Consider the following 10,723-nt stretch of genomic DNA (forward strand, 5'->3'; position numbering starts at 1 on the left):
TTTTTATTATTTAAAAGTCTTTTTAATCTTCTTTTGGTTTGGGCTTTTGGTTTAAAATAGCGTTTTTGCTTAATCGTGCTAAATTAAAGTTAGGTGCCAATTTTATAGCTTCTTCTAAAATGGAAGCAGCAGCGTCAATATTGGCAGTTTTATCTTGGTTAAACGTAATTAAACCTTGTAAATACATAAAAGCGGCTTTCAAAGGTACTTGATAGGGTTGTTGCGATTCGTAAAAGGTTTTGCCCATTTTGTCAGTAGAATTTTCAGCACCATAATCGGCATAGGTTTTTGCCTTTTCCAATTGATTGGTCTGTAAATACGATTCTGCCAATTCATAAGCCACAGAAACATTAGGATTTCTGTTAAACAGTTTTTCAAAAAACACCAAAGCACGTTCGGTTTCATTTAGGGCTTTTAACGATACGGCTTTTACCTCGATAGCTATTTCAGAATCGGCTGCATTGTTTTCTATACCTACGGTGTTTAAGGCTTGCACATGCATGCCTTCGCTCATGTAAATTAATGCCAAAGTATCTTTTCTGGCTTGATTGGGTTCCAAAACTGCTAAATGGGTTAGGCCATTTATTACGCCTTGCACATCACCTTGTTGCTTCATTTGTTTATAATAAGCTTCGTAGTGTTTCAGCAATTCCTGATTGGTTTGTCCTACGGTATTAGCTGTTATAAAAAGTAAAAGAATGACTACTAGTTTCTTCATGAGGTATCTGTTTTTTAATCTTGCCCCAAAACTATAAAAAATAGCCAATCAATCTCTTAAAACCGGGTTAATTATTTAATGGTCAATTGTTTTTTGACAACAACGGCATCGTTTAGTACAAAAGGTTTTGGAATCATATTAGGCTTTCTCTTTGAAACTCTAAAATTTCGATCTTCCAGCAAATTAAAAGTAGCTTCGTAAATCGTGAAACGAGTCTGCTGATTTTTGGGTACAACAAAATACATCTCAAGCGGTTCATTATCTGAAACGTAATAACTAAAGAGCCTATTTTGCCATCGTTTTTCAAAAACATAATCAGAATTATTTTCCCGTTTTGCAGACACACCATTAACTGTAAATCGTTTAAACATATTGGTTGAATCTGAAAATACTTCAAAACGTTCTGCTTGACGATTAGATTTTATTTGAACGGCAACTTCACGATTGTCTCCAATAACCGTGTCTTGCAAAATAGTGATGGAAGGTTCTGGAAGAGATTTTAATTCGGCTTTGTTGGTAAATGTAAAACCAGTTTTATATTTACTGCCAATTGTGTTTTCTTGTAATTCTGAAGCCGGTTCAGGACTATCGGTTAGATGTATCTTCGTCCAATCGTCTAACACATTATCATAGGTTGCCCAAACAGCAGTTTTATCATCACTATTGAGTACGTATAGCAAACTGTTAGGTTTGGGTCTGTCTTCTGAAAAAGAAGCTCGACCATGCGATACAGCCAAACAGGCAATAGTTAGGCTTAAAAACAGATAGGCTAACCTATTTTTCTTTGGGAAAGACCCAAAAACACTTATTGACAACCCAAAAATCAGCACAACTAAAATACAGGATACAAATAAAATTTTAAGGCCTAATCCTACCGGAAACATTTTAACCAAAGGAGCCATAATAGTAATTACAGGTAGGCTTAAAAACACCAATACATATATATTGGGTTCTTTTTGCCTAATTAAAACAAGCAGGCTTAATAAGCCAAATAAAACTGGAATGATAAAAAAGCTAGCACCTTTTAACGCAAAAGCGACTATACCGCATATTACTATCCAGAAAGCAAGAGGTGCAATTAATAAACTGGCTGTGTTTTCTGAAGCATAAAACTTATGGTAAACCATAAAACATATGGCCAATGCCAAACATGTAAATGCAGCAATATAGGTGTGGCCGTTATAGGTAAACCCATGAAGCATATCTTGGTATTGTGGGTAAAGTTTTAAAAGTAATTTCCATAATACAAACCCACTAGCAGCAGAAAGAATTAAGGCAGTAAAAAAGGCAATAAACCCTTTGCCAATTTGGTTTAATGACAAGCTTTCTTTTTTGAGTCCGTAAACTAATAGGCCAACAAATAGTACAATAGACAAAATAAGCATGGGCATAATCCATGAAAATGGATAGATTACTGTTTTAAACAGAGGCACGTTAAAATAGATATAATCTTCGTTGTTTTTTATATTGGTTAAGTCGGCATCAGCAAAATAATATAGTAAAGGCATCAAGTAACTACCTTGATGTTCCAATGTGTTCCTATCCAGTCTTTCATAGGTGTCTAAAGCCGTATGGTAGTCAAAATGATCATCTATAAAAGCAAAATTAAAACCGTCAATATCCCCATCTTCACGAAACCGTGTTAAATCGGTGTCGTTTGGTAGCATTTTGTAAATACTATATGCCAACGAATTAGCCACAGGATATTCAGGATGGGCTTCAACAAAATGTTTCATGAGACTAGCATTACCTTGATTGGTTTCAATAAGCATATAGCTTGGGCCACCACTTCCACGAGCTTCAAAATTTAGAACGAGCCCAACATCTTTTGCCCAGGGATGTTGATTTACAAAAATATCAGCACCATTTAATCCTAACTCTTCAGCATCACTAAATAAAATAATAATATCGTTTTTTGGAGTTTTGTTTTCAGCCAAAAAAGCACGAACACCTTCTAAAATGGTAACAATACCTGAACCTGCATCACTGGCTCCAAAAGAAGAGTGTGGGTTACTGTCATAATGTGATAATAAGAGTAGGGCTTTTTCGGAATCATTTCCTTTAATACGCGCTAAAATATTTTTTGCTTTTGATAGATTTCCCCAAGGTCCCATGGAATACCCTTCTTTCACTTGTGTTTTTAAACCCAATTTTTCCAATTCTGAAATGAGGTAATTTCTAACTTCACTGTGATTGGCGTTACCAACATAATGAGGTTGCTTTGAAATTGCTTTTAAATGTACCAAAGCGCGGTGTGTAGAAAATTTTGAGTCTGGTGTGTCAATATCTGAAATGGTATTTGGGAGTAATACCGAAAAACTCCAGTATACGGCTAGAGCAATTAACAAAAAAGCTATAATTCGTTTAGACATGTTATTAGCGCATTAGTTTGATATAAAAGTAAACAATTTTAACATGGCTTGTTGTGTTGAAAACTTGCAATAGGAAAACAGTCTAAAAATTGGTATATTGACTACAAGTAAATTTAAGATTATGGGTATAAAAAGTTTTCAAGGAGCAAGAAAGCAACAAAATAATGATACTATAGAGAAACCATTACGAGTTTGCGATTATATGACACGCGATTTAATAACTTTTAAAGCAGAACAATCTGTAGAAGAGGTTATTGATATACTTATTAAGAACAAAATTTCTGGTGGACCAGTTGTTAATGAAAAGAATGAGCTGATAGGAATAATTTCAGAGGGTGATTGTTTAAAACAAATTAGTGATAGCCGTTATTACAACATGCCAATGGAAAGTGACAATGTTGAAAAACGAATGATTAAGGATGTAGAAACCATTGATGGTAACATGAATGTTTTTGATGCTGCCAAAAAATTTTTAGACTCTAAAAGACGCCGTTTCCCAATTGTTGAAGAAGGTAAATTGGTTGGGCAGATTAGCCAAAAAGATATTTTAAAAGCAGCTTTAGAACTTAAAGGTCAAAACTGGAAATAGTAGCTTATTACTCGCGTTTTACTAAAGCATAAAAATCATTTTCTAAAGGTAAATAACCTTGATCGTACACAAAGTAATAAACGGTTCCAGCTTTTGTGGTATATATGCTTGTTATATAATTAAAGTCAAATCCTTTTTCAATAAGTTTAGCTCTTGACGTTTTTGTTTTTTTATCTGGATTAAGCTCTTCAAGAATACGATAGTTTTTACGAAGCCAATTGTTGGTGTTTCTAATCAGGTTTTTACTATCCTTATTTATACGGTTATTATAGGTATTGCGACAACCATCACTGCAGAATTTTTTGTCAATTCGTCCTACAATTTTTTCACCACATTCAAGACATTGTTTTTGCATAATTAGTTATTTAAGATGGAGATATATTGTATCCAAGGGCCAACATTATTTTTGTACTGTTTAGCCATTACGCGAGATATTTGGGTTATGTGACCTAAATCGTGAGTTACCCAAGTTGCAATTAATTGCTCAAGAGTCACTTGACCTAATTCGGGATGCTGCCCTTTTAAACACAACTGGTCGTTAGAAATGTTTAATGTTTTTAAATAGGTTAAATTTTGGTATCGTAACATTTCAAATTCACCTAACAAAGTATGTAAGGGTTTATTTTTAGAATCCTCAAATTGTGCAAACCTGTCGAAGGGTTCAAACATTTTATTTTCAGATATGTTTAGAATAGTTTTTATTCTAGGGACCCAATCGGTTTTTTCGCCATGAATCAAATGACCAACAACATCAAATGGACTCCAAGTATTTTCGCCTTCATTACTGTAAATCCAATCATCAGATAGTCCTATTAGTAACATATGCAATGCTTTGGGTGTTCGCTCTAAAACTTCTATCGATTTTTCTAAATTAAAAGTCATTTTATCACTCTGAAGTGCTTATCGAAACTAAAGTATCCATTAACGTATTCATATTCAAAACACCTACTGCGTAATCGCAATTAATATTCAAGGCAGCAGCTATACCCAATTTAGGGTAGTAAATAAAAAGCGCATTAAAGCCTGGCATAAAACCACTATGTCCAAAGGCTTCGCCATGTTTTGTTTTGTAAATAAAACTTCCCATGCCATAAGAACTGGTGCCTTCTATATTTTTGCCGTTTGGGTTTGGTGTTGTAATGCTTTTTAAACTGGTTTTAGAAACCAGCTTGCCTTCGTAATAATCTTTTGCCCATTTGGCTAAATCTTCAGTAGTTGAAGCCATACCACCACCTGTCCATTCCAACTGTGGATTCATGTAATAGGTTTTATCTTTTACCGTTTTTGGTGGCACATGAAAACTAGGTGGTAATTTAGAATACCCTTGTGCTAAATTTTCAATATACCTTTGGTTTGACGGATAAGTGTGTGTTAATTGCAAAGGTTTTAAAATAACATCTTGTACTAAATCGTAATAAGTGTTGCCGGTAACATGTTCTATTAACATTCCCAACAGAATGTAATTGGTGTCTGAATACGCCCAACCTTTTCCAGCGTCATGAACAGGTTGATCCTTAAAAATAACTTTTAAACGCTCTTCATATGTCCAAACCTTATTGGGGTCTTCATGTAAAGCATTCCAAATTTCGGGCTTTAACACGTAGCGTGGCAAGCCACTGGTGTGTTGTAATAACATTTCAACCGTAATGTCGTTTATGTTTGGTAGTTCTGATAACCATTTGGTACCCGGAAAGTAATCTATATATTTTTTAAATAAATCAATTTTACCAGATTCCACCAATCTAAATACTAAAGTGGCCGCATAGGTTTTACCAATACTGCCTGATAAAAAAGTTTTTTGTGAAGTAAGCTCTGTTTGGGTTTCAACATCAGAAAAACCAGCAGTATAGTTTTTGATGTTGCCATCACTATCAATAATTGAAAAGCTTATGCCAGGAATTTGCCCATTTTTTACCGTAGCATTTAATAGTGTTTTTACAGAGTCGTTTAGTACAACTTTTTCAGTGATTTGCGAGTATCCAAACGAAATACTTACAAAAAGGAGTACTATTAAAAGATGGTTTTTCATTTTTTATACGTTTAGATGCCTAAATATAGGCATCTATATACAATTTACCACAAAAATTAAAAATCATAAATTTATACCATAAGTAACGCAATGAAGCAACTCGGTAAAAAACTGATAGATATTTTCTTTTGGCTACTCAAATGGTTTGTAATAGCACTTATAGTTATTGCTATTGCGTATTTTCTATATATGTCTTGGAAATATGATTTGTATTTAAGGGCTTTACGTGACTAATAGATTAAGAGAAATGCTTTTAATCCATAAGATGCTTTTAGTTTTTTAGTAAAAACCAAAGCCTGTATATAATGCAAATACGGTCTCGACTATGATTTCGTTGCGTGAAAAACCGAAGCGATGAATTATAGTTATTGTTGTAAGTGTTTTTTATTCGATTTCAATTTGTTCATTTATCTTTTCTGCAATATTTGAATTCAATTCTAATTTTGACTTAATCTTAATATCTGTATAAGAAACAAATACATATTCACTTCCGTATGTTTCGTATTGCTCAATTTTAGATATTATTCCATTTTTGTCGTAGAAAATCTTCACTTTCTCTTCAAGTCCACTTTTTGAGATATATTTTTCTTGTGTTTCAATTAGCTGTCCATTTTCATTAAAAGTCTGGATTTCTTTTTTAGAGTAATCTTTTCCGTCATTATAATGGGTTTGGAAAATTCCGATTCGTTGATTGTCAGAATATGTATAGTTCCATTCCCACCTTAATTTACTGTCATAAATTTGTTTACAAGAAATTATTCTATTTATTGAGTCAAAATCTCTTTGATAATAATAAGTTGGATTGAAAATTGATTTGATTTTATTTGAATTTAAATCATATTCATAGGTTGTCTTATGAAAAAGAGAATCTGTTTTATAATAAAACATAGAGTCATCTATTAACTGTCCTTTTTCATTATAAATATATTCCGTTTTCCAATAAGGGTAAATATGCTTTTGATAATCAGATTCATATTCAATTGTTTGAGTTAGTTTTTTATTGTCATATTTATAAACTTCAATAAAATCGGTTAATCTTATATCAGTATTGTGGTGTTTTCCAAAACCAATTTTTTTCAATAAAATACCGTTTGAATCAAAATACATTTTTGTGTGAGGTCGGTTTTTTCTATTTGTTTTTTTCTTTGTTGGTTTGCCATATGAATCTGTCTTGAAGTAATGATAAATTAATTGTACTTCAATTTCTCCAACTTTTTCGGTAAGGTTTTGTCCAAATGAGAATGAGGTAATTATCAAAAAAAAGATAAAGACTGTTTTTTTCATTTACTATAATTCTTTATCAAATCTAATTCAGGTGTTTTAGCAAAAAAAAATCGGAATGAGTAAATAGTCCATTTGATTGAGTAAACACGTAAAATTGCAGATGTGTTAAATTACCTACAAAAAGTAAATATAATAAATTAATCATTTACAAACGACAACAAACATTTACAAACGAATTTAAATAGGTAACAACCGAATAAAACTTGTAAGCTGTCTCATATTTGCAGTGTTGAATCAATAAAGGTTCAATAGTATTAACTGTTTAACATTAAAATTTAAAATTATGAACGCATTACGAAACAAAGTACAGTTGATTGGTAGATTAGGACAAGATCCAGAAATTGTAAACTTTCAAGACGGAAACAAAATGGCCAAATTCTCTTTAGCTACAGATGATAGCTATAAGGATAAAAATGGCCAAAAAGTAGAACGTGCTTATTGGCACAATATCGTAGTAAAAGGTGGCTTGGTAAAAGTGGTTGAAAACTACGTGACTAAAGGTCAAGAAATTGCCATAGAAGGTAAATTAACTAACCGCTCTTGGGAAGATAAGGAAGGTAATAAACGTTATATGACAGAAATAATTTGTAACGAGTTATTGATGTTGAGTAAATAGATTTACTTTAATTCAGTTATAAAAGAGCAGCCAAAAGCTGCTCTTTTTTTATATTTGAAATAATGAAGAAAACTGTTCGTCTATTATTTCTGTTAAATTGTTTGTTGACTTTTGCCCAAGGTAATCAGATAGATAGTTTGCACACGCTATTGTATAAAGCCAAAAGTTCTGTTGAAAAAGGTCAGCAATCAGCTGAATTAGGTCGCTATTATATAATGCAGAATAATTTAGATTCAGCAAAAGTATACTACAATCAAGCTCGAAATATTTTCCAACAAACAGATAGTTTATTTGCATACACGCAAAATACTATGCGATTGGGCAACATTAATCTTGCGCAGAATAATCACATAGATGCTTTAAAATTATATCAAGAGTGCTTAAAACTTTCGAGAGAAAACGAATTTAAATCTCTAATTCCTCATTTATATAATAATATTGGATTGGTATATAAACAAATTGAAGATTTTGATGATGCAAAAAATAGCTTTGAAGAGGCTTACAAATTGTTTTTAGAAAATAACGATGAAGCCAATTCAGTATATCCACTTTATAATGTAGCATTAATTCAAAGTATAGTAGGGAATGATGAAGATGCTATTAATCGCTATTTAAATTTAACAACTTATCATTTGAAAACTGAAAACTGGGTTAGTTTAGCTTCTGTTTATAACTCAATTTCTGAAATATACTTAAAAAGCGATGATACGAATAGGGCTCGTGAATATTTGGAAATGGCCTTAAATGCTATTGAAGATAAAAGTGATTCTTTTAATACAGGACCGTCATCATTTTATGAAGCCTCAATATATACTAATGCAGCTGAATTATATTTTAAGGAAGGCGAATTAAATTTAGCTAAAAAATATGCTTTAAAAGGAATAAAACTCTCTAAAGCTAATTCGTACAAAATAAATATTTTCAAGAGTGCTAAAATATTAGCTGAAATTTATGATAAAGCCAAGCAAGTAGATTCTTCATTGGTGTATTATAAAACTTATATAGATTTTAATGAGCAATATCAAGACGAATACGATGTAAAACAGCTAACCAAGCTTAAAATGCAAAATGAATTCGATGAGATTCTAAAGCAGAATGAAATTGAACGCATTTATAAAGAAGCAGAATACAAGAACCGAGAGTTGCGATATATTGCAGTTGCAGGATTTGCCGTTTTACTGGCAGTAATTCTTATACTATTGTATATTAATCAGAGAAACAGAAATGCCAAACTTAAATTAAAAGAAGAAAATCTATTATTAGAACGAAAAAAATTAAATCAGGATCTTGAATATAAAAAGAAAGAATTAGTTTCTAATATGATGTATCTCATGGAAAAGAACGAATTCATAACTTCTATTTCCAAAAAACTTATTGAACTAAAACCTGATGCAAAAAAAGATAATAAAGATTTAATTCAACAAATTATAAATGAAATAAGACAAAATTCTTCTACAAAAATGTGGGAGGAATTTGAAATTCGATTTAAGGAAGTGCATAAAGATTTTTATAATGAACTACATAAAAATCACCCAGACCTAACATTGAACGAAGTAAAAATCTGTGCTTTTTTAAGGTTAAATATGTCTACAAAAGAAATATCAGCCATTACACATCAATCTGTTAAAAGCATCAATATGGCTCGATTTAGATTACGTAAAAAGCTACATATTGATAGAGATGAAAATCTTATTGCCTATCTAAAAAGTCTAAAATAGACTCTAAATCTTTAAACTTTACTCACTTTTCTAATTAAAAAAATTACGATTTAAAAATCTGTAAAACAATTAGTTGCGACTACTTGTAGTGATTTTGTAGTACACTTTTTTCAAATTGTAGCTTTTTTGTAATAGCCTTTACCCTTCCATTATCAATTGATTAAAATAGTTTTACTCAAAACAACAATCAAATTGGATAAATCAAACAACTCAAAAAATTCCAAGATTTCTAAACAGGAATCAGAGGAGCTTAAAAATCTTGATAATGAATTAAAAGATTTAATCAAAAAAAATGAATCCTTAAAAGTGGGGATGACAAAAATTTTTGAAGAAATAGAAAAGAAAAATAATACTAACAACAATCCTAAATAATTAATTATGAAAAAATTTTACTTTGTAATAGTGTTTTCCCTTTTAGCCTTTATTGGTTATGGACAATGCGGTCAAACTGATGCACCAGTATTTGTATCGACATCAAACAATCCAATTATCGGATCATGGGTAGATGGTGATATTGAATTAACAGATGGCAACAACACGTACAATTATTCTGTAACGGAGTTTGACAATATAGTAGCCAATGTAGCCTTTGGAACGTACAACTATACATTTACACGACCAGGCGCATGTGATACAACAGGTACGGTAGTAGTAGACTGTAGTACAATAGAGGCACAATCAGGCAATGTATTTTTACCAATTTTCTCTGAAGACCAGACATCAGCCAATGTCTTTGTATCGACATCAAACAATCCAATAATAGGATCATGGGTAGATGGTGATATTGAATTAACAGATGGCAACAACACGTACAATTATTCTGTAACGGAGTTTGACAATATAGTAGCCAATGTAGCCTTTGGAACGTACAACTATACCTTTACACGACCAGGCGCATGTGATACAACAGGTACGGTAGTAATAGACTGTAGCACGATAGAGGCACAATCAGGCAATGTATTTTTACCAATTTTCTCTGAAGACCAAACATCAGCCAATGTATTTGTATCAACATCAAGCAATCCAATAATTGGAGCATGGGTAGATGGTGATATCGAATTAACAGATGGCAACAACACATACAACTATTCTGTAACAGAGTTTGACAATATAGTAGCCAATGTAGCCTTTGGAACATACAACTATACCTTTACACGACCAGGCGCATGTGATGTAACTGGAACAGTAGATGTAAACTGTAGTACAATAGAAGCTCAATCAGGCAATGTATTTTTACCAATTTTCTCTGAAGACCAAACATCAGCCAATGTATTTGTATCAACATCAAGCAATCCAATAATTGGAGCATGGGTAGATGGTGATATCGAATTAACAGATGGCAACAACACATACAACTATTCTGTAACAGAGTTTGACAATATAGTAGCCAATGTAGC

11 protein-coding genes are annotated in these 10,723 nt (G+C 32.0%); 5 read left to right on the forward strand and 6 right to left on the reverse strand.

Annotation, left to right across the window (positions count from 1 at the left end; translation table 11 throughout):
• Positions 1-22 precede the first annotated feature (22 nt).
• Positions 23-718 carry a tetratricopeptide repeat protein gene (locus MTX13_RS07365; protein ID WP_250433831.1) on the reverse strand — a complete coding sequence of 232 codons (696 nt, stop codon included), beginning with the start codon at positions 716-718 and terminating at the stop codon, positions 23-25.
• A 71-nt stretch (positions 719-789) separates the two neighbouring features.
• A complete protein-coding gene (locus MTX13_RS07370) occupies positions 790-3,090 on the reverse strand; it encodes a M28 family peptidase (protein ID WP_250433832.1) in 2,301 nt (766 codons plus the stop codon).
• A gap of 121 nt (positions 3,091-3,211) precedes the next feature.
• Here MTX13_RS07370 and MTX13_RS07375 point away from each other — a divergent pair, with 121 nt between their 5' ends.
• Positions 3,212-3,679: a CBS domain-containing protein gene (locus MTX13_RS07375; RefSeq protein WP_250433833.1), complete on the forward strand. Its 468-nt coding sequence runs from the start codon at positions 3,212-3,214 to the stop codon at positions 3,677-3,679.
• A 7-nt stretch (positions 3,680-3,686) separates the two neighbouring features.
• On the opposite strand, the gene MTX13_RS07380 is transcribed toward MTX13_RS07375, so the two are convergent.
• The 4 genes from MTX13_RS07380 to MTX13_RS07395 all read right to left on the reverse strand — a co-directional run bounded on the left by MTX13_RS07380 (position 3,687) and on the right by MTX13_RS07395 (position 6,992).
• Positions 3,687-4,034 (reverse strand): hypothetical protein, encoded by a 348-nt coding sequence (locus tag MTX13_RS07380; RefSeq protein WP_250433834.1) that lies wholly within the window; start codon positions 4,032-4,034, stop codon positions 3,687-3,689.
• 2 nt (positions 4,035-4,036) lie between these two features.
• Positions 4,037-4,561 (reverse strand): DinB family protein, encoded by a 525-nt coding sequence (locus MTX13_RS07385; RefSeq protein ID WP_250433835.1) that lies wholly within the window; start codon positions 4,559-4,561, stop codon positions 4,037-4,039.
• 4 nt (positions 4,562-4,565) lie between these two features.
• A complete protein-coding gene (locus MTX13_RS07390; RefSeq protein WP_250433836.1) occupies positions 4,566-5,708 on the reverse strand; it encodes a serine hydrolase domain-containing protein in 1,143 nt (380 codons plus the stop codon).
• A 384-nt stretch (positions 5,709-6,092) separates the two neighbouring features.
• Positions 6,093-6,992, reverse strand: a complete 900-nt coding sequence (locus tag MTX13_RS07395; RefSeq protein ID WP_250433837.1) for a hypothetical protein — start codon at positions 6,990-6,992, stop codon at positions 6,093-6,095.
• A gap of 283 nt (positions 6,993-7,275) precedes the next feature.
• Here MTX13_RS07395 and MTX13_RS07400 point away from each other — a divergent pair, with 283 nt between their 5' ends.
• The 4 genes from MTX13_RS07400 to MTX13_RS07415 form a co-directional block, all read left to right on the forward strand.
• Positions 7,276-7,608 (forward strand): single-stranded DNA-binding protein, encoded by a 333-nt coding sequence (locus MTX13_RS07400; protein ID WP_250433838.1) that lies wholly within the window; start codon positions 7,276-7,278, stop codon positions 7,606-7,608.
• Positions 7,609-7,670: 62 nt separating this feature from the next.
• Entirely contained in the window at positions 7,671-9,326 is a 1,656-nt protein-coding gene (locus MTX13_RS07405) for a tetratricopeptide repeat protein (RefSeq protein WP_250433839.1), read from the forward strand.
• A gap of 192 nt (positions 9,327-9,518) precedes the next feature.
• On the forward strand, positions 9,519-9,698 hold the full coding sequence (locus MTX13_RS07410; RefSeq protein WP_250433840.1) for a hypothetical protein: 180 nt from the start codon (positions 9,519-9,521) through the stop codon (positions 9,696-9,698).
• 6 nt (positions 9,699-9,704) lie between these two features.
• The coding region (locus MTX13_RS07415) for a hypothetical protein (RefSeq protein WP_250433842.1) at positions 9,705-10,723 on the forward strand (1,019 nt) is incomplete at its 3' end.

Source organism: Hanstruepera flava (assembly GCF_023634025.1).
Lineage (GTDB): Bacteria > Bacteroidota > Bacteroidia > Flavobacteriales > Flavobacteriaceae > Hanstruepera > Hanstruepera flava.

Bases quoted from the DNA above. Each gene is read 5' to 3' on its own strand.
- MTX13_RS07365 (WP_250433831.1), bottom strand. From the start codon at position 718: ATGAAGAAACTAGTAGTCATTCTTTTACTTTTTATAACAGCTAATACC.
- MTX13_RS07390 (WP_250433836.1), bottom strand. From the start codon at position 5,708: ATGAAAAACCATCTTTTAATAGTACTCCTTTTTGTAAGTATTTCGTTT.
- MTX13_RS07400 (WP_250433838.1), top strand. From the start codon at position 7,276: ATGAACGCATTACGAAACAAAGTACAGTTGATTGGTAGATTAGGACAA.
- MTX13_RS07405 (WP_250433839.1), top strand. From the start codon at position 7,671: ATGAAGAAAACTGTTCGTCTATTATTTCTGTTAAATTGTTTGTTGACT.
- MTX13_RS07385 (WP_250433835.1), bottom strand. From the start codon at position 4,561: ATGACTTTTAATTTAGAAAAATCGATAGAAGTTTTAGAGCGAACACCC.
- MTX13_RS07395 (WP_250433837.1), bottom strand. From the start codon at position 6,992: ATGAAAAAAACAGTCTTTATCTTTTTTTTGATAATTACCTCATTCTCA.
- MTX13_RS07375 (WP_250433833.1), top strand. From the start codon at position 3,212: ATGGGTATAAAAAGTTTTCAAGGAGCAAGAAAGCAACAAAATAATGAT.
- MTX13_RS07380 (WP_250433834.1), bottom strand. From the start codon at position 4,034: ATGCAAAAACAATGTCTTGAATGTGGTGAAAAAATTGTAGGACGAATT.
- MTX13_RS07370 (WP_250433832.1), bottom strand. From the start codon at position 3,090: ATGTCTAAACGAATTATAGCTTTTTTGTTAATTGCTCTAGCCGTATAC.